The sequence below is a fragment of the Streptomyces griseoaurantiacus genome, from assembly GCF_036189845.1.
GTDB classification, from domain to species: domain Bacteria; phylum Actinomycetota; class Actinomycetes; order Streptomycetales; family Streptomycetaceae; genus Streptomyces; species Streptomyces griseoaurantiacus.
In genome coordinates this window covers 5,159,103-5,179,091 of sequence record NZ_CP108326.1, presented here as the reverse complement: position 1 = coordinate 5,179,091, position 19,989 = coordinate 5,159,103, and the positions used below count along the sequence as shown (strand labels likewise).

Annotated in this window: 15 protein-coding genes; 8 read left to right on the top strand and 7 right to left on the bottom strand. The window is 72.2% G+C overall.

Features of this window, described 5'->3' with window-relative positions; all coding sequences use genetic code 11:
• Window positions 1–104 precede the first annotated feature (104 nt).
• From OHB09_RS23160 to OHB09_RS23150, 3 genes are all read left to right on the top strand, one after another.
• Window positions 105–1,229: an ATP-binding protein gene (locus OHB09_RS23160; protein WP_006142515.1), complete on the top strand. Its 1,125-nt coding sequence runs from the start codon at window positions 105–107 to the stop codon at window positions 1,227–1,229.
• Window positions 1,226–4,084 carry a DUF5682 family protein gene (locus OHB09_RS23155; RefSeq protein ID WP_407077342.1) on the top strand — a complete coding sequence of 953 codons (2,859 nt, stop codon included), beginning with the start codon at window positions 1,226–1,228 and terminating at the stop codon, window positions 4,082–4,084. The genes OHB09_RS23160 and OHB09_RS23155 overlap by 4 nt, the downstream gene beginning before the upstream one ends.
• A 131-nt stretch (window positions 4,085–4,215) precedes the next feature.
• Window positions 4,216–4,947, top strand: coding sequence for a helix-turn-helix domain-containing protein (locus OHB09_RS23150; RefSeq protein ID WP_328922479.1), 732 nt, complete (start codon window positions 4,216–4,218; stop codon window positions 4,945–4,947).
• 69 nt (window positions 4,948–5,016) lie between these two features.
• On the opposite strand, the gene OHB09_RS23145 is transcribed toward OHB09_RS23150, so the two are convergent.
• Complete coding sequence (locus tag OHB09_RS23145) at window positions 5,017–6,042, bottom strand: ATP-dependent 6-phosphofructokinase (protein WP_006142511.1); 1,026 nt, start codon at window positions 6,040–6,042, stop codon at window positions 5,017–5,019.
• A gap of 293 nt (window positions 6,043–6,335) precedes the next feature.
• Between OHB09_RS23145 and pta the strand changes: the two genes are divergently transcribed.
• The 3 genes from pta (at window position 6,336) to pyk (ending at window position 11,224) form a co-directional block, all read left to right on the top strand.
• A complete protein-coding gene (gene pta, locus OHB09_RS23140) occupies window positions 6,336–8,411 on the top strand; it encodes a phosphate acetyltransferase (protein ID WP_328922478.1) in 2,076 nt (691 codons plus the stop codon).
• A gap of 82 nt (window positions 8,412–8,493) precedes the next feature.
• Window positions 8,494–9,723: an acetate kinase gene (locus tag OHB09_RS23135; protein ID WP_006142508.1), complete on the top strand. Its 1,230-nt coding sequence runs from the start codon at window positions 8,494–8,496 to the stop codon at window positions 9,721–9,723.
• A gap of 73 nt (window positions 9,724–9,796) precedes the next feature.
• Window positions 9,797–11,224, top strand: a complete 1,428-nt coding sequence (gene pyk, locus OHB09_RS23130) for a pyruvate kinase (protein WP_328922477.1) — start codon at window positions 9,797–9,799, stop codon at window positions 11,222–11,224.
• Window positions 11,225–11,339: 115 nt separating this feature from the next.
• Here pyk and OHB09_RS23125 read toward each other — a convergent pair whose 3' ends face one another.
• The 4 genes from OHB09_RS23125 to OHB09_RS23110 form a co-directional block, all read right to left on the bottom strand.
• Entirely contained in the window at window positions 11,340–12,743 is a 1,404-nt protein-coding gene (locus OHB09_RS23125) for a hypothetical protein (protein WP_328922476.1), read from the bottom strand.
• Window positions 12,733–13,338: a DUF6114 domain-containing protein gene (locus OHB09_RS23120; RefSeq protein ID WP_093591644.1), complete on the bottom strand. Its 606-nt coding sequence runs from the start codon at window positions 13,336–13,338 to the stop codon at window positions 12,733–12,735. The genes OHB09_RS23125 and OHB09_RS23120 overlap by 11 nt, the downstream gene beginning before the upstream one ends.
• 185 nt (window positions 13,339–13,523) lie before the next feature.
• Window positions 13,524–14,168 (bottom strand): DUF6230 family protein, encoded by a 645-nt coding sequence (locus OHB09_RS23115; protein ID WP_191853384.1) that lies wholly within the window; start codon window positions 14,166–14,168, stop codon window positions 13,524–13,526.
• 645 nt (window positions 14,169–14,813) lie between these two features.
• Window positions 14,814–15,788 (bottom strand): tetratricopeptide repeat protein, encoded by a 975-nt coding sequence (locus OHB09_RS23110; RefSeq protein WP_167792625.1) that lies wholly within the window; start codon window positions 15,786–15,788, stop codon window positions 14,814–14,816.
• A 229-nt stretch (window positions 15,789–16,017) separates the two neighbouring features.
• Between OHB09_RS23110 and OHB09_RS23105 the strand changes: the two genes are divergently transcribed.
• Window positions 16,018–16,635, top strand: coding sequence for a TetR/AcrR family transcriptional regulator (locus OHB09_RS23105; protein ID WP_006142502.1), 618 nt, complete (start codon window positions 16,018–16,020; stop codon window positions 16,633–16,635).
• 91 nt (window positions 16,636–16,726) lie between these two features.
• Here OHB09_RS23105 and OHB09_RS23100 read toward each other — a convergent pair whose 3' ends face one another.
• Window positions 16,727–17,167 (bottom strand): VOC family protein, encoded by a 441-nt coding sequence (locus OHB09_RS23100; protein WP_050811285.1) that lies wholly within the window; start codon window positions 17,165–17,167, stop codon window positions 16,727–16,729.
• A 102-nt stretch (window positions 17,168–17,269) separates the two neighbouring features.
• Between OHB09_RS23100 and OHB09_RS23095 the strand changes: the two genes are divergently transcribed.
• Complete coding sequence (locus OHB09_RS23095) at window positions 17,270–18,169, top strand: helix-turn-helix transcriptional regulator (RefSeq protein ID WP_318295285.1); 900 nt, start codon at window positions 17,270–17,272, stop codon at window positions 18,167–18,169.
• A gap of 109 nt (window positions 18,170–18,278) precedes the next feature.
• Here the strand turns inward: OHB09_RS23095 and OHB09_RS23090 are convergent, their stop codons facing one another.
• Window positions 18,279–19,979, bottom strand: coding sequence for an acyl-CoA mutase large subunit family protein (locus OHB09_RS23090; RefSeq protein WP_093591647.1), 1,701 nt, complete (start codon window positions 19,977–19,979; stop codon window positions 18,279–18,281).
• Window positions 19,980–19,989 lie beyond the last annotated feature (10 nt).

Here is a 19,989-nt window from a genome sequence, read left to right as displayed (position 1 = left end):
GGGCCGCGCCCGCGCCACCGCCCCCCGTTCCTCTTCGCTTCCTCGTCCTTCCTCTTCACGCGCGTGTGCGCGCACCCGCCCACACGCCTCCCGAAAGGCTCATCATGTCCGACCTGCTGCGCGCCCCCGCCGAGATCAAGTACGCCGAGGAGCTCGACTGGCTGGAGTCGATCGACGACGGTCCCAAGCCGTTCTCCTGGCGGCTGTCGCCCAAGATGGTCCGGCTGTTCATCCTCGGCTCCGAGCGCGCCGACGGCCTGGACCGGGAGGTGACGCAGAAGTGGTTCGGCGACCGCAGCTTCGTCGAGCGGTCCATCGTGACGCTGGCCTCCGACCGCGGTCTGCTGCTGATCGGCGACCCCGGCACCGGCAAGAGCTGGCTGGCCGAACTCCTGTCGGCGGCGATCTCCCGCAATTCCACGCTGGTGGTGCAGGGCACGGCCGGCACCACGGAGGACCACATCAAGTACTCGTGGAACGTCTCCATGGTGATCGCCAAGGGGCAGTCCCGGGAGTCGATGATCCCCTCCCCGATCATGACCGCCATGGAGACCGGCGCGATCGGCCGCTTCGAGGAACTGACCCGGTCCACCAGCGACGTCCAGGACGCGCTCATCTCGATCCTCTCCGAGAAGTACATCTCCGTTCCGGAACTGGGCAGCGACGCCGACAGCGACAACATCGTCTTCGCCAAGCCCGGTTTCTCCGTCATCGCCACCGCCAACAGCCGTGACCGGGGCGTCAACGACCTGTCCTCCGCGCTCAAGCGACGCTTCAACTTCGTCCGCATCCCGGTGGTGACCAACAAGAAGAGCGAGACGGAGATCGTCCGCTTCCGCACCGAGGAACTGCTGCGCCGGCACCGGATAGAGCTGGACGTGCCGCCCACCCTGCTGGACGTGCTGCTGCGGAGCTTCGCCGATCTGCGTGCCTCCGCCGCCGCGGCCGGCAGCGAGGACGAGAAGCTGGAGTCGGCACTGTCCACCGCCGAGCAGATCGGTGTGCTGGAGGACGCGATCCTGCACAGCAACTTCTTCGGACAGAGCGCGCTGAACGCCCGTACGCTCGCCTCCTCGCTCGTCGGCTCGCTGGCCCGGCGCGCGCCGGAGGACCTGGCCATCCTCAACAAGTACCTGCACGGTGTGGTCGAGCCGCGCAGCGTCGAGGAGGGCGGCTCCTGGCCGGAGTTCCTCGAGGGCGGCCGCGACGCGATCGCGACCCTGTCGTGAGCGGGGCGGAGATCGTGACCGGGGCGGAGTCCGCGCGCGCCGCCGAAACGGGGCGGGGCACGTTCGAGGCGCTGCGCGGGCAGCTCCACGAGGCGGCCACGGCCTTCGCCGGTGGGCCGGACGCGCTGGAGGGCATCCTGCTCGGCATCGTCGACGACGTGGACCGGGCGCTGCGCGAGCCGCTGGAGATCTTCCCGGTCTGCCACCACTCGCCGGCCTCGGCGCTGGCGATGGCGCGGCGGCTGCGGGAGAAGCAGCCGAAGGTCGTGTACCTGGAGCTGTGCGAGGACATGGCGCCGCTCCTCACCGAGCTGCGCAACTGCCGTCTGCCGGTGGCGGTGCAGGCCTTCGCCGGCGAGGTGAAGGGGCTGCCCGCCGAGTGGGCGCCGCTGTCCGTGGTCGCGCCGATCACCGAGGCCTCGGCGGAGTACCAGGCGATCGCGTACGCGCTGGACACACCGGGAGTGGAGCTGGTCCTCGTCGACCGCTCCTCGGACCACGTCTTCCAGTGGCAGGTCCGCGAGACGCCTGCCGGCGGGGCCGGGGAGCCCGCCGACCCGGACGCGCCCCCGGCCACGGAGGAGGCCGCGCTGCACGGCGACGCGGTCGGCGTGGAGATCGGCGACCTGCGGCCCCGGTTCGCCGAGCTGGAGGAGCACCTGCTGCGGCACGGACGGGTGCGGCACTGGTCGGAGTGGTGGCACCAGTACGTGGAGGTGCCGCTCGGCGAGGCCGCCGCCGACCACGACACCTATCGTCAGGTGATGCTCCTGATCGGCAGCCTGTTCCGCCGCCTGGCGCCCGGGGACCCGGGCCGGGTGCGGGTGGACGAGGACCGCGAGCGGTACATGTGGACCCGGATGCGGGAGCACCTGGCGGCGACCGGTGCGGATCCGGCGGACTGCCTGTACGTGTGCGGGGCCTTCCACGCGGCCAGCCGGGTCGCCGAGTTCGGTGTCGCGGGCGCCGACACGTTCACGATCTCCCCGCCCAGCGGCAGCACCTGGCAGCACGGTCTGATCCCGTCCAGCCACGCGGCGATCGAGGCGCAGTTCGGGCTCGCGGCCGGTTCGGTGTCGATCGCGGCGAGTGAGTGGGCGAAGAACGTCCGGCGCACCAAGGTGAAGCCGTACCGGCTGGCCGGGCAGGCGGGCACGAAGAAGAAGGCGGTCGCGAAGCGGGCACCGGCGGCCCCGTCGGCCGCGCCCTCCGCCGAGGGCGCCGCGCCCGACCGGCTGTCCGGATTCCTGCGGCGCCCGCCCGTGCTGGACGCCGTGGACGAGGCGGAACTGCTCGGCTGGTCGGTGGAGATCGTGCGGGCCGCACGCCGCAACGGCTACCTCGCCTCCACGGCGGACGCCATCGCGGTGTTCGAGACGTCGATCCTGCTCGCCGGGATGCGCGACCGGGCCAGGCCGACGCCGTACGACTTCCAGGACGCCGCCGTCACCTGCATCGAGAAGGACAGGGTGCCGGGGCGGCGCGATGTGCGCCGGCTCGTCGAGAGCATGATGGGCGGCGACCGGATCGGGCAGGTCGGCTACGACTCGCTGCCCCCGCTCGCCCGGGACGTGCACGACCGGCTCGCGCCGCTCGGCATGAAGCTGCAGCAGCGAGGGGTCCAGCGGGCGCTCCTTGACATCGCCGGGCAGCCGGAGCTGGAGCGCTGCTCCGACGTACTGTGGATGCTGCGGTATCTGCTGCCGCAGGGCGCCGCCCGGCCCATCATGGGTGAGCGGACGCTGGGCGAGCGCTCGCTCCAGGAGTCCTGGGACCTGGCGCTCGGCACCCACCAGCGGGCCCTGATCGAGCTGGGCTACGAGGGCGTCAGCATCGAGCAGGTCCTGGAGCAGCGGCTGCGCCGGACGGCCCACGCTCCGCGGGCGACGACGGCTGCGGTGCTGGGGACGGTCGAGGACGCGGTGCTGTACCTGGGCAGCCACCGCCTCGCCGACGAGCTGGGCACGCGGGCGCTGGAGGTCCTGGCGACCGAGCGCAGTGTGGACGGCGCGCCCGAGGTGCTGCGCCGGGTGCGGCGGCTGCTGGCGTACTACCGGACCGCCGCGCCGGAACTGCCCCGGTGGGTCGAGTCCTTCGTCCGCACCGGCTACGCCCACTACTGCACGCTGCTGCCGACGGCCTTCGCCGACGAGGAGGCGACGGTGCCGCAGGTCGCGGCGACGCTGGGCTTCCTGTTCGGCATGGAGGGGCTGGCGCTGTCGCTGGGCTGCGACCGGACGCAGCTCGAGCTGGCGGTGGCCCAGTCGCACCCCGAGGAGGCGGCGAAGGTGGCGCTGCTGTGGGCCGGGCAGGTGCACCTGGGCCGGCTGTCGCGGGAGGAACTGCGGCGGCGGTGCGACGAGTTGCTGGGCAACCCGCTGGTGGTGCCGTCCTACCCGCGCTATCTGAGCGGTTTCCTGCACGCGCTGGAGCCGGTGCCGCAGCTCGCGGAGTTCGTCGTGGAGTCGGTGTCCAACGCCTTCGGGCGGCTGCCGGACGCGGTGCTGCTGCCGTGGCTGCCGACGCTGATCACCTCGCTGCGGGCGGGCGGTCCCGGACCGCTGCCGCTGCTGATCCGCGAGGCGGGCCGGATCTTCCCGGGGCGGCTGGCGGAGCTGGACGCGTGGATACCGCCGTGGCGGGAGGCCCCTGCCGCGCCGTCCCCGGCACCGGCGGCCCGTGCGGCCGGCAGTGTGCTGCTGCGGACGCACCGGGCGAGCACGGACGCGGTGGCGCGGCTGCTGGGCTGCGAGCGGAACTGGCCACCGGCCGAGGTGCCGGCGGGCGGCGCGGCCGTGCTGACGGACCGTCATCCGGCGACAGGAAGGGCGCTGGAGGCGCTGCTGAGCGGCTGAAGGGGACGCCCCGGCCAGGGGCGTCCCCCGTGGGAGCGGGACCACGGCAAGAATCCGTATGTTCCTACGATCTGTGATTGTGGCCGGACAGAACGTAGTCACCGCAGCACCGAGGCCCTACGGTGTGGCCCGTGCCACACCGACCACACGTGCCGCCGCCCCCCGCTGCCCCGTTCGACGCCCGTGCCGCCCGCCGTCTGCGCGCGGCCCTCGGCATGGCTCCCGAACACGTCGCCTACGGCATGCGTGCCTCCTTCGGCATGCCGTACGTCAGCCCCGACCTCGTGATCTCCTGGGAGCACGGGGACGTCGCCCCCACCTCCTCCGAACTCCTCGCCCTCGCGGGTGTCCTGTGGTGCGCGCCCGGCGATCTCGTGGGGGCGCCCCGCACCCTGCGCGAGCACCGGGTGGCCCGGGGCCTCGCGCCGGAGGACGTCGCGCACGCGGTCGGGCTCGGCCTCTCCGCCTACGTGCGGATGGAGGAGGCGGGCGAGTGGAGCGGCACCGACCGGCAGTCGGCGGTGCTGGCCGAGGTGCTGGAGCTGTCGCTGCCGGACTTCGTCGCACTGACGGGGCGGGAGGCGCGGCTCGCGGAACTGCTGCGCGGGGCCGTCACCACCCGGTGGCAGGGATATGTGCGGCAGGTGGCGAAGGTGGTGCCGCTGCACCGCCGGGTGATCGAGGATGCCTTGGCCGAGCTGCACGCCTCGTACCAGGGGGAACTGGTGCCGAGGCCGGTGGCCGGAGGCTTCCGGGGCGTCGCGGCCACGGCCTCCGGGGACGCGGGGCGGGAGTTCCTCGCCCGGGTGGTGGAGGTCTTCTGGGAGACGGTGGGGCGCGGGTTCGCAGAGCGGGGGGACTGAGGGGCGCGGGCGGGCGGCCGTGCCGCCCCGCGCTTCCCTCCCCGCCTCCCTGAGAGAGGTGTCCGCGGCCTAGAAGACCGACTCCGCCTCCTCCATCCGGTCCTTCGGGACCGTCTTCAGCTCGGTGACCGCCTGCGCCAGCGGGACCATGACGATGTCCGTGCCGCGCAGGGAGGTCATGCGGCCGAACTCGCCCCGGTGGGCCGCCTCGACCGCGTGCCAGCCGAAGCGCGTCGCGAGGACGCGGTCGTAGGCGGTCGGGACGCCGCCGCGCTGGACGTGCCCGAGGATGACCGGCTTGGCCTCCTTGCCGAGCCGGCGTTCCAGCTCGTAGGCGAGTGCCGTGCCGATGCCCTGGAAGCGCTCGTGGCCGAACTTGTCGATCTCGCCGTGGCCGTAGTCCATCGAGCCGTCCACCGGGTGCGCGCCCTCGGCCACGCAGATGACCGCGAACCTCTTGCCGCGCGCGAACCGCTCCTCGACCATCGAGACCAGGTCGGCGGGGTCGAAGGCCCGCTCGGGCAGGCAGATGCCGTGGGCGCCGGCGGCCATGCCGGACTCCAGGGCGATCCAGCCCGCGTGCCGGCCCATGACCTCGACGACCATGACCCGCTGGTGGGACTCGGCGGTGGTCTTCAGGCGGTCCATCGCCTCGGTGGCGACGCCGACGGCCGTGTCGAAGCCGAAGGTGCGGTCGGTGGAGGAGATGTCGTTGTCGATCGTCTTCGGCACGCCCACGACCGGCAGGCCCGCGTCCGACAGCATCCGGGCGGCGGTCAGCGTGCCCTCGCCGCCGATCGGGATGAGCGCGTCGATGCCGAACTCGTGGATCATGTCGGAGGCGTTCTCGCAGGCCTCGCGGAGCCGGTCGCGCTCCAGGCGGGAGGAGCCGAGGATGGTGCCGCCGCGGGCGAGGATGCCGCTGACGGCGTTGAGGTCGAGGGTGCGGTAGTGGCTGTCGAGCAGACCGGCGTAGCCGTCCTCGAAGCCGATCACCTCGTCGTCGTACTGTGCCACCGCCCGGTGCACGACCGACCGGATCACTGCGTTCAGCCCCGGGCAGTCGCCGCCGGCGGTGAGGACTCCGATACGCATCGTGCTGTGTCTCCTGCTCGCTTCGGTCCCTGTGAGCCACTCCGATTCTTTCACGCCTCACGACACGCTGCGGCGCGCGCCCGGTTCACCCGATGCGCGCAGCCCCGTCACCCGTACTGACGGGCGCCCCGACCGGGCCCGGGGATACTGTCAAGAGGCTTCTCCGCGCACCGGCCGGCGACCGGCCGGGACCGGCGGGGCGGCCGGGCGGGGGCACGGGCCCGCGTGCCGGCCACGGCACCGGCGACAGCACCGGCGAGTACCGGCGAGCACCAGCGAGAGGGAGAGCACGCGTGACGCGCAGCGTGTACGTGACCGGGATCGACCGCAGCGACGGACGCCAGGTGGTCGAGCTCGGCGTCATGGAGCTGCTGACCCGCCGGGTCGACCGGGTGGGCGTGTTCCGGCCACTCGTCCACGACGGCCCCGACCGCATGTTCGAGCTGTTGCGCTCCCGTTTCCGGCTCTCCCAGGACGCGACGACCGTCCACGGCATGGACTACCACGAGGCCTCCGCGCTCCAGGCCGAGCGCGGCACCGACGAGCTGGTCTCCACGCTCGTCGACCGCTTCCACCGGGTGGCCCGCGACTACGACGTCGTCCTCGTCCTCGGCACCGACTTCGCCGCCACCCAGCTCCCCGACGAGCTCGCGCTCAACGCCCGGCTCGCCAACGAGTTCGGCGCGGCCGTGATCCCCGTGGTGGGCGGCCGGGGCCAGTCCGCCGAGTCCGTGCTCGCCGAGACCCGCAACGCCCACCGCGCCTACCAGGGCCTGGGCTGCGACGTGCTCGCGATGGTCGCCAACCGGGTGGAGCGGGCCGACCGCGACCTCGTGGCGGAACGCCTCGGGCCGCTGCTCCCGGTGCCCGGCTACGTGCTGCCCGAGGAGCCCGCGCTCTCCGCGCCGACCGTCGCGCAGGTGGTGAGCGCGCTGGGCGCCACGGTGGTCCTGGGCGACGACGCGGGGCTCGCCCGGGACGCGCTCGACTTCGTCTTCGGCGGCGCGATGCTGCCGAACCTGCTGCCCGCGCTGACCCCCGGCTGTCTGGTGGTGACCCCGGGGGACCGCGCCGACCTCGTCGTCGGGGCGCTCGCCGCGCACAGCGCCGGCACCCCGCCGATCGCGGGCGTGCTGCTCACCCTCGACGAGGTGCCGAGCCAGGAGATCCTCACCCTGGCCGACCGCCTGGCGCCCGGCACCCCGGTGGTCTCGGTGGCCGAGGGCAGCTTCCCCACGGCCGCCGAGCTGTTCTCCCTGGAGGGCAAGCTCAACGCGGCCACCCCGCGCAAGGCGGAGACCGCGATCGGTCTGTTCGAACGCCATGTCGACACCGCCGACCTGCTCGGCCGTGTCTCGGCCCCGAGCACCGGCCGGGTCACGCCGATGATGTTCGAGCACGAACTGCTCGAACAGGCCCGCTCCGACAAGCGCAGGGTGGTCCTCCCCGAGGGCACCGAGGAGCGCGTGCTGCACGCGGCCGAGGTGCTGTTGCGCCGGGGCGTGTGCGAGCTGACGCTGCTCGGGCCGGTGGACACGATCCGCAAGAAGGCGGCCGACCTCGGCGTCGACCTCGCGGACGCGCAGCTCGTCGACCCGGCCACGTCCGAGCTGCGGGAGTCCTTCGCGCAGCGGTACGCGGCCGTGCGCGCCCACAAGGGCGTCACGGTCGAGCTGGCGTACGACGTCGTCTCGGACGTCAACTACTTCGGCACCCTGATGGTGCAGGAAGGGCTCGCGGACGGGATGGTCTCGGGTTCCGTGCACTCCACGGCCGCGACGATCCGGCCCGCCTTCGAGATCATCAAGACGCGCGCGGACGCCCGCATCGTCTCCTCGGTGTTCTTCATGTGCCTCGCCGACAAGGTGCTGGTCTACGGCGACTGCGCGGTCAACCCCGATCCGGACGCCGAGCAGCTCGCCGACATCGCGACCCAGTCGGCGGCCACGGCCGCGCGGTTCGGCGTGGAGCCGCGGATCGCGATGCTGTCGTACTCCACCGGCAGCTCGGGGTCCGGCGCGGACGTGGACAAGGTGCGCGAGGCCACCGCACTGGTCCGCGCGCGCCGGCCCGATCTGCGGATCGAGGGGCCGATCCAGTACGACGCCGCGGTGGAGCCCTCGGTCGCGGCGACGAAACTGCCCGGCTCCGAGGTGGCCGGGCAGGCGAGCGTGCTGATCTTCCCGGACCTGAACACCGGCAACAACACCTACAAGGCCGTGCAGCGCTCGGCCGGCGCGATCGCCGTCGGACCGGTGCTGCAGGGGCTGCGCAAGCCGGTCAACGACCTGTCCCGCGGGGCCCTCGTCGGCGACATCGTGAACACGGTCGCCATCACCGCGATCCAGGCACAGACCCCGGCGGACTGAGCCGGCCCGGACAGGCGGACCGCCCCGGTCCGCCCTCCGCCCGCCACTTCCCCGTCACCTTCGACAGAGAGCATCAGCGACCGTGACCGCGACCCGCGTCCTCGTCCTCAATTCCGGCTCCTCGTCGGTGAAGTACCAGCTCCTGGACATGCGCGACCACAGCCGGCTGGCCGTCGGCCTGGTGGAGCGCATCGGCGAGCGGACCTCCCACCTCACGCACACCCGCCTCGGCGAGGAGCGCGCCACCCGTGAGCGCGGCGGGCCGATCGCCGACCACGGGGCCGCCCTCGAGGCCGTCGCCGAGGAGCTCGCCGCCGACGGCCTCGGCCTGGACTCCCCCGACCTGGCCGCGATCGGGCACCGCGTGGTGCACGGCGGGATGTTCTTCACCGAGCCCACCGTGGTCGACGAGAGTGTGCTCACCGAGATCGAGCGGCTGATCCCGGTGGCGCCGCTGCACAACCCGGCCAACCTCACCGGCATCCGCACCGCCCTCGGGCTGCGCCCGGACCTGCCGCAGGTCGCCGTGTTCGACACCGCGTTCCACACGACGATGCCGGAGCACGCCGCCCGCTACGCGATCGACGGCAGGATCGCCGACCGGTACCGGGTGCGCCGCTACGGCTTCCACGGCACCTCGCACGCCTACGTCTCCCGGGCCACCGCCGAGCTGCTGGGCCGGGCGCCCGAGGACGTCAACGTGATCGTGCTGCACCTGGGCAACGGGGCCTCGGCCTCGGCCGTGCGGGGAGGGGTGTGCGTGGACACCTCCATGGGGCTGACGCCTTTGGAGGGGCTGGTGATGGGTACCCGCTCCGGCGACATGGACCCGGCGGTCATCTTCCACCTGCGGCGGGTCGGCGGGATGTCCATGGACGAGATCGACACGCTCCTGAACAAGAGGAGCGGGCTGTTCGGTCTCTGCGGCGACAACGACATGCGGGAGATCCAGCGGCGGATCGACGCGGGCGACGCGCAGGCGAAGCTCGCCTTCGACGTCTACGTCCACCGGCTGCGGAAGTACATCGGCGCGTACTGCGCGGTGCTCGGGCGGGTGGACGCGGTGGTCTTCACCGCGGGCGTCGGCGAGAACGCGGCGGCGGTGCGGCGGGCCGCGATCGAGGGCCTGGAACTCTTCGGCCTGGCGGTCGACGAGGAGCGCAACGCGGTGCGCTCCGGGGAGGCGCGGCTGATCTCGCCGGACTCCGCGCGGGTCGCCGTCGCCGTCGTGCCCACCGACGAGGAGATGGAGATCGCCACCCAGACCTATGCATTGGTCGCGAACGGGACCGCCCTGGAGGATCACAGCTGAGCGGCATCCCGCGCATTTGTATCTTCCGCCAGACGGAATATTCCGTAGCGAAACAAACCGATAGGATCGCCCCATGCGCCGTTCGAAAATCGTCTGTACTCTCGGCCCCGCGGTCGACTCCCACGAGCAGCTCGTCGCGCTGATCGAGGCCGGCATGAACGTGGCCCGCTTCAACTTCAGCCACGGCTCGCACGCCGAGCACCAGGGGCGCTACGACCGCGTCCGTGCCGCCGCCCAGGAGACGGGCAGGGCCGTCGGTGTCCTCGCCGACCTGCAGGGCCCGAAGATCCGCCTGGAGACCTTCGCCGAGGGCCCGGTCGAGCTCGTGCGCGGCGACGAGTTCACCATCACCACCGAGGACGTGCCGGGCGACAAGTCGATCTGCGGCACGACGTACAAGGGTCTGCCCGGTGACGTCTCCAAGGGCGACCAGATCCTGATCAACGACGGCAACGTCGAGCTCAAGGTCCTGGACGTCGAGGGCCCCCGGGTGCGGAGCATCGTCATCGAGGGCGGTGTCATCTCCGACCACAAGGGCATCAACCTGCCCGGCGCGGCCGTGAACGTCCCGGCCCTGTCCGAGAAGGACATCGAGGACCTGCGCTTCGCACTGCGCATGGGCTGCGACCTGGTGGCGCTCTCCTTCGTGCGCGACGCCGGTGACGTCAAGGACGTGCACCGCGTCATGGACGAGGAGGGCCGCCGGGTCCCCGTCGTCGCCAAGGTCGAGAAGCCGCAGGCGGTGGCGAACATGGAGGCCGTCGTGATGGCCTTCGACGGCGTGATGGTGGCCCGCGGCGACCTCGCCGTGGAGTACCCGCTGGAGAAGGTCCCGATGGTGCAGAAGCGGCTCATCGAGCTGTGCCGCCGCAACGCCAAGCCGGTGATCGTGGCGACCCAGATGATGGAGTCGATGATCACCAACTCCCGGCCCACCCGCGCCGAGGCGTCCGACGTGGCCAACGCGATCCTGGACGGCGCGGACGCGGTGATGCTCTCGGCCGAGTCGAGCGTGGGCGCGTACCCGATCGAGACGGTCAAGACGATGTCGAAGATCGTCACCGCGGCCGAGGAGGAGCTGCTCTCCAAGGGGCTGCAGCCGCTGGTGCCGGGCAAGAAGCCGCGCACGCAGGGCGGTTCGGTGGCCCGCGCCGCCGCCGAGATCGCCGACTTCCTGGGCGGCAAGGGCCTGGTGGCCTTCACCCAGTCCGGCGACACCGCCCGCCGGCTCTCCCGCTACCGCGCGGCCCAGCCGATCCTCGCCTTCACCACGGACGAGTCGACGCGCAATCAGCTCGCGCTGAGCTGGGGCGTGGAGCCGCACGTCACGCCGTTCGTCAACAGCACGGACGAGATGATCGACCTGGTCGACCAGGAGATGACCCGCCTCAAGCGGTTCAACCAGGGCGACATCGTGATCGTCACCGCCGGCTCCCCGCCCGGCGTGTCCGGCACCACCAACATGGTCCGCGTGCTGCACCTGGGCGAGGGGGCGCGCTAGCACCACGACCCGACCGCGCCCCGCGGGCGCACAGGAGCAGGACAGCAGGGCTGTGGCCCGGTACCGCCGTCACCGGCGGGTACCGGGCCACAGTCCGTCGCGGCTCCCGGGAGGGTCAGTTGTCGGTCGTGTACTGGCGCAGACCGGGGATGTGCAGGGTGCCGCCGAACTGGCCGGCCTGGACGACGTTGACCTTGGTGAAGTAGATCAGCGGGATGTTCAGGGGCGGCGGGTTGTCCGGGTCGAACGTGATCGGGATCAGACCGAGCAGGTTGCCGGAGATGCTCTCGGTGTACATGACGGTGTCGCCGTCGGTGATGGTGGACGTCGAGCCCTTGGCGGCCTGGACGTGGTACGTCTTGCCGCTCTTCGGGTCGTTGACCGTCTGGTGCAGGTCGCCGATGTCGGTGCCCGCGGAGATGACGTACTTGAGCACCTTCTTGACGGTGCCGTCGGCCGTCCTGACCTTCACGATGCCCTGGTAGTCGGCACCCTTGAGGGTGAGCGAGCTGGCCTGGAGGTGCCAGGGGTCGTCGGGCAGCAGCAGCTGGTTGTCGACGCCGCCCTCGGCGTCGGTGGCCACCGGGCAGTCGTCCGGGTCGGTGTCGGCGCTCTTCGTCGCCGAGGGGCTGGGGTCGGGCGAGCCGGAGGGGGACGGCGAGGCCTCGCCCGCCGCCTCCTTCGCCTTCTCGGCGGCCTTGTCCGCCGCGTCGCCCGCCGCCTCGGCCGCCGGGTCGGTGACGTCCTTGACGGTGTCCTCGACCGTGCCGGTGACCTTCTTGGTGGTCTCCTTCGCCTTGGTCGCGGCGTCGTCCGCCCCCTTGGTCGCCGAGGGGGCCGGGGAGGCCGTCGACGAGGGGGTGGAGGCGTCCTCGTCCTCGGAGCCGTGGCCCGGGGTGAAGATGTCCTTCAGCGCGTCCCCGATGCCGGTCAGCAGTCCGCCGTGGCTCGCGGTGGCGGAGGGGGACGGCTCCTTCTCGTCCTCGGCGTCCTTGTCGTCGGAACCTGAATCCGACGAAGAGGACGACGAAGACGAAGAGGATGAGGAGGACGAAGACGACGACGTGTCCGAGCCGGACTTGGAGCCGGTGCCGGACTTGGAGTCCGATTCGCCGGAGGACGAGCCCGTCTTCTCGTCCGCCTTCCCCGACTCCGTGTCCTTCCCGGCGTCCTTGTCCGCGTCCTTCCCGGACTCGGCGGACTCCTCGGACTCCTTCGCGTCCTTCGCGTCCGCGGACTCCGAGGCGGACGTGGACGGCGAGGCCGACGCGGAGGCCAGCGCGTCCACGCAGTCCTTGTACTCCTCGGCCGTCAGGCGCTTGGAGGACGTGTGGTCGTCGGCGCTGGCGAGTGTCGGTGTGAGCCCCATTCCCATGAGGACCGCCGTCGGCATCGCGGCGATCGCTATCGCCTTGCCGGCCGGCACATGGAAGCGGGTGAACAGCGGCTTCTTCGGGGCCGCGTGGCGCGGCCCTGTTCTCGGGGGCGCTGCGATGTCGCGCACCTCGTCAGCGGACACGGTACCCCCCGTCCTGGTCCTCGAAGGCGCGGGCGTCCGCGGTGCCCTCCCCGGCCGGCGGCCGCGCGCCGAACGGCGCGGCCGGCCCGTCCGCGGCCCCCGACTCGCCCTGGGCGGGTGCGGCGGGCGGGACGGCGCTCTCGCCGTCCGGGTCCTGCTTCCCGGCGCCCGGCGCCGCCTCGGCCCGCTCCGGCTTGGCCTTGGTGGGCACCCAGGAGACGGCCATGGCACCGCCGAGCAGCGCCAGCAGGAAGCCGATCACGAATCCGCCGATGTTGGACACCACCAGGGACACCAGGCCCAGGATGATCGCCGCGACTCCGGCGAAGACCCTCGTGGCCTTCTGGAACCACATCGTCAGGCCGAGCGTGACCAGCAGCACACCGATGATCAGTGAGCCGGCGCCCGCCGTGGTGGACATGGTGACGGACATGGTGCCCAGCTTGAGCGTGGCATACGGGAAATAGGCGATCGGCACTCCGCCGAGCGCGGTGAGAAGGCCCGCCCAGAAAGGCCGGCTGCCCCGCCATTTGCGGAAGCCCAGACGCGCCCGGGTGAAGGTCCCGACGCTCTGGACCGGGGTCTCGGCACTCATGGAAAACAGCTCCCTGGGTCCGGTGGAAGTACGTACCGGCTCGGCCTTGGGCGGTAAGCCGGAAGTCGAAGTCTGCAAGGATGCCCGGCGCGCGGCGCCGGCCGGGAACCGGGGTGGGGAAGCCCGTGGCCTCCCCACCCCCTCGATGTCTCAGTTGCCCGGAGACACCCGTGCCGCAGGAGCCGTCAGAAGCACTCGAGCTTGGAGTCCGCGCCGAGGCGCATCTTCAGGCCGCTGAGCTTGAAGGTGCCGGCCGTGGTCGCCCAGGCCGTCTGCTTGACGCCCTTCAGGTCGGCCGAGTCGGCCTGCTGGGCGAAGCCGCCCGGCAGCGCGTTCTCGCCGCTCTTGACGGCCGGACCCTTGGTCTGGTCCTTGACGGCCACACCGATGTCGATGTTCTTGAACGTCGCATCGGCGTCGAGCTGGGCGACGTCGATGTAGAGGTTCTTCGCCTCGACCTTGTGGTTGGCGTCGGGACCGGCTTCGAGACGGAGGTAGAACGTCTTCCCGATGAGCGGGATCTCCGTCTTGACCGACTGGCACATGTTGGTGATCTTGGCGTTCTTGAACGACGAGATCGCGACGGGGTGAACCGTCTTTTCCTTGCCCTCGGTCGTCGTGTAACCGCTGTCGATGCCGCCGTACTGAGCGAATCCCGTGCCCTCGAGGTGGCCGGCACTCACCTTGAACTCCTGGCCGGACACACTGAACGACGCGGCCAGCGCGCCCTGGGCCAGACCCACTCCGATCGCTGCGGCGGCGGCCACGCTGGGCACCATCACCACAGCGAACCGCTTCCATCTGGTCCCGCCACGCACCTGGGACTCCATATTTCCTCCTTCTCGGACGTACATCTCCTGACCCCGGCGGTCCCCCGAGTGGGCGGCCGGGCCGGGCAGGGATGGGAGAAGTGCTACGTCCTCGGTAAGGAGAGCGCCTGTGGCGGGCACGGACCGCGCCCGGTTCACCGGCGATCACCCCCGAGCGACAACCACTGGTCGCGCCTGACACGCATCACGCACAACCTGCCGGACAGGCTCCACCGGACGGCGGAGACCCCCCTGTCCAGGAGCCGGCGTCACTGTCGCCGGCCCCTGCCCGGTGGGGACCCAAGACGCTCCGTGACCCGGCTGGCTGCGGGGGTACGGCATTGGACCGAGCGTCGCCGATCGTGGTGCATTCCGGCCGCCCCCGCAAGGGGGTTCGTTACTGGCTAGTAACGGCCGGGTAACCGTGCCACGGCCCGGCGGGGCCGTACGGCGACGCAGGGTTGCGCGGAACCGGGCGAAAAAACGGTTGAACTGCGGACAGAGCCCGACAGGCCGACCCGGTTGATTTACTCGGAGTAACAGCGGCCGCGATTACCAAGTTTTGGTAAAACGCGGCCGCCTGTGCCACTCGGTCGGCGAATTTTCACCGGGGCATCACAGCGACCGGTGTTTAGCGACAGGTCATCAGCAAGTCGCGTAAACCGGTCAGAACAGGGCCCGGGCCAGCGCCCTGCGGGCCGCCGTGACCCGGGGGTCCTCGGCCCCGACGACCTCGAACAGTTCCAGCAGCCGCAGCCGCGCGCTGTTCCGGTCCTCGCCCGCCGTGCGCCGCACCGTGTCGGTCAGCCGGCCGAAGGCGTCCTCGACATGACCGCCCACCAGGTCCAGGTCGGCGGCGGCGATCTGCGCGGCCACGTCGCCGGGCTTCTCGGCGGCCTCCTGACGGACCTTCTGCGCGTCGAGACCCTGCACCCGCTGCAGGAGCTCGGCCTGCGCCAGGCCCAGCTTGGCCTCCGGGTTGCCGGGGTCCTCGCTCAGGACGTTCTTGTAGGCGGTGACCGCCCCGCCCAGGTCGCCCGAGTCCAGGGCGCGGACGGCGGCCTCCAGCATCGCGTCGTAGGGGCCGGCCGGGACCTCGGCGTCCGCGGGGCGCTCGCCGGGCACGGCGTCCGGGTCGACGGTCAGTCCCGTCAACCCGAAGCGCTGCTCGGCGACCTGGACGAGCTGGTCCAGGGTCTCCCGGATCTGCTGCTCGCCCGCCGCCCCCTGGAACAGGGGCAGCGCCTGGCCGGCGACGACGGCGAAGACCGCCGGGATGCCCTGGATGCCGAACTGCTGCATCAGCATCTGGTTGGCGTCGACATCGACCTTGGCGAGCAGGAACCGGCCGTTGTACTCGACGGCCAGCCGCTCCAGTACCGGGCTCAACTGCTTGCAGGGCTCGCACCATTCGGCCCAGAAGTCGATGACGACGGGCACCTCGGTGGAGCGCTGCAGTACGTCACGTTCGAATCCGGCCTCGTCGACGTCGAGCACCAGCTCCGCGGGGGACACCGCTCCCGTGTCGCCCCGCCGGGCGGCTTCGGCCCGCGCCTGCTCCGCCTTCGCCTTGGCCTCCTGGGCCGCCTTCACCGCGGCGAGGTCGACGACTCCGCTCATGGACATGTTCCGTGGCTGCATGAGTACATCCTCCCCCTTCCGCGCACACGCGTGGTCCCCGCGTCCGATCCGGGAGAATCGAGCACGAGTGCGCCGGGTCCCCACCCGGCGCCGTGGTCGTCGCGTTTCGCTACGGGTCGTAGCGTAACCGGGGCCTGGGGCGCCGGAGGCCCCTCTCCCGGTGATCTCCCTCACGACTTCACAACACTGACGCATTGCCGTCGCCGAGCGGCCGGTTATGGTCACTGACATGCCCTCTCGTCCTCCCGCGTCCCGTCCCTCCGGGCGCCCCCGCAGCGCCGCCGCGGACACCGCGATCCTCGAGGCGACACGGGCGGCACTGGTGGATCTGGGCTGGTCCCGGCTGACGCTCGGCGACGTGGCGACCCGGGCCGGAGTGGCGAAGACGACGCTGTATCGGCGGTGGGCCGGGAAGAACGAACTCGTCGTGGACGCGGTCGCGGTCCTCTTCGACGAGCTGGAACTGCCGGACCGGGGCAGTCTCGCGGCGGACGTCGAGGGCGTCGTACGGCAGTTCGCGGCGATCCTCGACCGGCCGGAGACGAAGACGGCCCTGATGGCGGTCGTGGCGGAGGCCACCCGGGACGCCCCGCTGCGGGAGCGGATCCGGACCTCGATCGTGGAGCGGCAGAAGCGGCTGGTCGTGGAGGGCCGGGCGCGGGCGGCGGCCCGCGGCGAACTGCCGGACGAGCCCGACGCGGGCGCGGCGGGCCGGGCGGCGGACCTGATCTTCGACGTGGTCGCGGGAGCGGTGGTGCACCGCACGCTGGTCAGCGGGCAGCCGGCGGACGCGGAGTGGGCCCGCGCCTTCACCCGCCTGCTGCTGGACGGCCTGGCGGGCGTCTGACAACGGGTCCCGCCGCCGGCCGTCCCCGCGCGGCGGGCGACGGGCCGAGGGCGGCGGGCGGCGGGCCGAGGGCGGCGGGCGGCGGGCGTGGTCAGCGGCGGGTCTCCCGGCCGGGGGCAGGTCCGGAGGGGGCGGAGAGTTCGATCACGGTGCCGACGTTGTCGGTGACGAAGGCGATGCGCCGGCCGATCGCGGGCACGTCCATGGGTCCGCCGACCAGCGGCACACCGGAGTCCCGCAGCTCGGACACCGCCGCGTCGAGGTCCTCCACCGCGAGGCAGAAGTGGTGCAGCCGGGAGGGGTCCATGCTCCTCAGGACGTCGTCGACCGGTTCGCCCGCCCGCCGTACGGCGCCGGCGAGGAGTTCGATCCTGACCCCGCCCGCGGTGAGGAAGACGAAGGTCGTGCCGTGGGAGGCGAAGCGCCGCTCGACGCCGAACCCGAGGTGGCGCGCGTACCACGCGATCGTGGCCTCGAGGTCCTCGTCCGTGACGGTGATGCCCACGTGGTCGTGGGAGATGCCGAGAGTCATGCGGTCCACGCTCGCCGGTGGCCGGGCCGGGGACCAGTCACGGGGTTTCGTGGGAAAACCTCTACCCCCCTCGGGCGGCCGCCGGGTGACAGACTCGGTGTCATGAGTGCCGACCTCGCGAAACTCGGCCCCATGCTGCGTATCTGGCGCGACCGGGTTCCGCCGGAGGCGGTGGGGCTGCCCGGCGGTCGCAGGCGCCGGGTCACGGGTCTGCGCCGGGAGGATCTCGCCCAGCTCGCGGGGATCTCGGTCGACTACGTGGTGCGTCTGGAGCAGGGGCGTCACGAGACTCCGTCGGCGCAGGTGACCGCGGCGCTCGCCCGTGCCCTGCGGCTCACCTCGGCCGAGCGCGACCACCTCTACCGGCTGGCGGGGCTCGCCCCTCCCCACGCAGAGGTCCCCGACCACCTCCCGCCCGGTCTGCGCCGGATGCTGGACCGGCTCGGGGACGCCGCGGTCGCCGTGTTCGCCGCGGACTGGCAGCTCATCCGGTGGAACCGTTCGTGGACGGCTCTGCTGGGCGATCCGGAGGCGACACCGCCCGCCCTGCGCAACTTCGCCCGGGACACCTTCCCCGCCGCCGGGGCCGCCCCGGGCCTCTCGCGGTGGCCGGTGACCTCGCTCGACCGGGCCGCCCTCGAAGTCTCCGTCGTGTCCGACCTGCGGCGGGCCACGGGCCGGTTCCCGGGGAGCGAACGGCTCGCCACCCTGGTCCGGGACCTCACGGCCGGGAACCGGCGCTTCGCCGAACTGTGGTCCTCCGGCGCGGTCGGCGCGCACCGGGAGGAACACAAGATCGTCCGGCATCCGGTGAGCGGACCGATCGACGTGGACTGCGACGTCCTGACCGACGGCGAGGCGGAACGGAAGATCGTCGTTCTCACTCCGGCGCCTCCGGCCGAGAACGAGCGCGGATTCCGGCGGGCCCTCGCGGCGGAGGCCGGCGGCCCGCCGGACGCCCCGCCGGACGCCTCCCGCGAGGGGGCCACGAGGTCCGGGTGAGTTCCCCGGCGGCTTCTCCCGTCGCCGTCCGAGGAGGTCCCGGGCGGGGTGGGACGGCGGCGGGGGCGCGGAGTCGCGGCCCCGCACCCCGTGTCCCTCCGCGGGCCGGTCAGAAGCCCGGAGGCTCCGTGTAGACGCCCCACTCCTCGCGCAGCGCCCCGCAGATCTCGCCCAGTGTCGCCTCCGCCCGCACGGCCTCCAGCATGGGCTCGACCATGTTGGAGCCGTCCCGGGCCGCCGTCAGCATCGCGTCCAGCGCGCCGCGCACCGCCGCGTCGTCCCGGGCCGCCCGCCGTGTGCCGAGCACCCGCACCTGCTCGCGCTCGACCTCGTGGCCGACCCGCAGGATCTCCAGGTCGCCGGTGACCGAGCCGGTGTGGACGTTGACGCCGACGACCCGCTTGTCGCCCTTCTCCAGGGCCCGCTGGTAGCGGAACGCGGACTCCGCGATCTCCCCGGTGAACCACCCGTCCTCGATGCCGCGCAGGATGCCGGAGGTGATCGGGCCGATGGGGTGCCGCCCGTCCGGGTGGGCCCGCAGGCCGCGCTCCCTGATCTGCTCGAAGATCTTCTCCGCGTCCCGTTCGATGCGGTCGGTGAGCTGCTCGACGTACCAGGAGCCGCCCAGCGGGTCGGCCACGTTGGCGACGCCGGTCTCCTCCATCAGCACCTGCTGCGTGCGCAGCGCGATCTCCGCCGCCTGCTCGCTGGGCAGGGCGAGGGTCTCGTCGAGGGCGTTGGTGTGCAGCGAGTTGGTGCCGCCGAGCACCGCCGCCAGCGCCTCCACCGCCGTGCGGACCACGTTGTTGTAGGGCTGCTGCGCGGTGAGCGACACCCCGGCGGTCTGGGTGTGGAAGCGCAGCCACTGCGCCTTCTGCGAGGTCGCCCCGTAGACGTCCCGCATCCAGCGGGCCCAGATCCGCCGGGCGGCCCGGAACTTGGCGATCTCCTCGAAGAAGTCGACGTGCGCGTCGAAGAAGAAGGACAGCCCCGGGGCGAAGACGTTCACGTCCATACCGCGGGAGAGGCCGAGCTCGACGTAGCCGAAGCCGTCCGCGAGGGTGTACGCGAGCTCCTGCGCGGCCGTGGAGCCGGCCTCGCGGATGTGGTAGCCGGAGACGGACAGCGGCTTGTACGCGGGGATGCGGGCGGCGCAGTGCTCCATCAGGTCGCCGATGAGGCGCAGGTGCGGCTCGGGCTGGAAGAGCCACTCCTTCTGCGCGATGTACTCCTTGAAGATGTCCGTCTGGAGCGTGCCGTTGAGGACGCCCGGGTCGACGCCCTGGCGCTCGGCGGCCACCAGGTACATGCAGAAGACGGGCACGGCGGGCCCGCTGATGGTCATGGAGGTCGTGACGTCGCCGAGCGGGATGTCCTTGAAGAGGACCTCCATGTCGGCGGCCGAGTCGATCGCCACGCCGCAGTGCCCGACCTCGCCGAGGGAGCGCGGGTCGTCGGAGTCGCGGCCCATGAGGGTGGGCATGTCGAACGCGACCGAGAGTCCGCCGCCGCCGCCCGCGAGGATCATCTTGTAGCGCTCGTTGGTCTGCTCGGCGTTGCCGAACCCGGCGAACTGCCGGATCGTCCAGGTCCGGCCGCGGTAGCCGGTCGGGTGGAGACCGCGGGTGTAGGGGTACTCCCCCGGCCACCCGATCCTCTCGAACCCCTCGTAGGTGTCGCCGGGCCGGGGCCCGTAGACCGGTTCCACGGGATCGCCGGAGAGCGTGGTGAAGTCGGCGTCGCGGGTGCGGGAGGCGTCGTAACGGGCCTGCCAGCGACGGCGGCCCTCCTCGATGGCGTCAGCGTCCATACCCCCGAAT

Coding starts and splice junctions, on each gene's coding strand:
- pyk (WP_328922477.1), top strand. CDS start 9,797: ATGCGCCGTTCGAAAATCGTCTGTACTCTCGGCCCCGCGGTCGACTCC.
- OHB09_RS23090 (WP_093591647.1), bottom strand. CDS start 19,979: ATGGACGCTGACGCCATCGAGGAGGGCCGCCGTCGCTGGCAGGCCCGT.
- OHB09_RS23095 (WP_318295285.1), top strand. CDS start 17,270: ATGAGTGCCGACCTCGCGAAACTCGGCCCCATGCTGCGTATCTGGCGC.
- OHB09_RS23115 (WP_191853384.1), bottom strand. CDS start 14,168: ATGGAGTCCCAGGTGCGTGGCGGGACCAGATGGAAGCGGTTCGCTGTG.
- OHB09_RS23110 (WP_167792625.1), bottom strand. CDS start 15,788: ATGCAGCCACGGAACATGTCCATGAGCGGAGTCGTCGACCTCGCCGCG.
- OHB09_RS23160 (WP_006142515.1), top strand. CDS start 105: ATGTCCGACCTGCTGCGCGCCCCCGCCGAGATCAAGTACGCCGAGGAG.
- OHB09_RS23120 (WP_093591644.1), bottom strand. CDS start 13,338: ATGAGTGCCGAGACCCCGGTCCAGAGCGTCGGGACCTTCACCCGGGCG.
- OHB09_RS23105 (WP_006142502.1), top strand. CDS start 16,018: ATGCCCTCTCGTCCTCCCGCGTCCCGTCCCTCCGGGCGCCCCCGCAGC.
- OHB09_RS23100 (WP_050811285.1), bottom strand. CDS start 17,167: ATGACTCTCGGCATCTCCCACGACCACGTGGGCATCACCGTCACGGAC.
- OHB09_RS23145 (WP_006142511.1), bottom strand. CDS start 6,042: ATGCGTATCGGAGTCCTCACCGCCGGCGGCGACTGCCCGGGGCTGAAC.